Source organism: Rhizobium sp. 01T444 (genome assembly GCF_056398305.1).
Genome location: NZ_JBFTPD010000159.1, coordinates 1 through 746 on the forward strand (window position 1 = coordinate 1; position 746 = coordinate 746).

Genomic DNA, 746 nt, shown 5'->3' on the forward strand with positions numbered 1-746 from the left:
GGCTCGCGCAACAGCCCGATTCACTGGGCGCAGGAGATGTACGACCAGGCCGGCATGGCACGCGAACTGGTCAAGTGGGACTACGAGCTGCGCGATGGCCGCAACCTCGAGGAAGTGGTGGACCGGGGACTCGCGCTATCGATGGCCCAGCCGCGCGGCCCGATTTACCTAACGCTGCCCCGTGAAGTGTTGGCCCAGCCCGCTGCCGCGGAGCGGAAGGTACCGCCGCAGCCGGCGCCTACCGTGCCTTACCCTGATCCAGGCGCGGTCGATCGGATCGCGCAAGCGATTGCCGCGGCGCAGTACCCGGTGATCGTCACCAGTTCGGCAGGCGCCGACACGGCGGCGGTGGATTTGCTGGAGCAGCTCACGCTGGACTTCGGCATCGGCGTGGCCGAGAGCATGGGCCACTTCGTGAACGTCCGCTCCGCGCACCCCTTGCACCTCGGTCACGAGCCTTCGGCGGCGGTGCGCCGCGCCGACATGCTGCTGGCGCTCGAAAGCGACGTGCCGTGGATCCCGTCGAAGGCAGAGCCCCGAACCGAGGCTTTCGTGGCGCACGTGGGCACCGACCCGCTGTTCAGCGGCCTGCCGCTGCGTGGCTTCCGCTCCGACCTCACGCTCACGGCGGCCACCGTGCCCTTCCTGCATGCATTGCGCCAAGCGCTGGAGCGCTGCGGCGCGTCCGCGAAAGCGGCAGCACGCCGCGACCGCATCGAAGCGGACGCAAAGGCATGGCGCACGTC

1 pseudogene is annotated in these 746 nt (G+C 69.6%); it reads left to right on the plus strand.

Annotated features, from left to right (window positions below):
• Nucleotides 1-746 (plus strand): annotated as a pseudogene (locus AC1DTN_RS37730) (thiamine pyrophosphate-requiring protein); the annotation flags it as partial.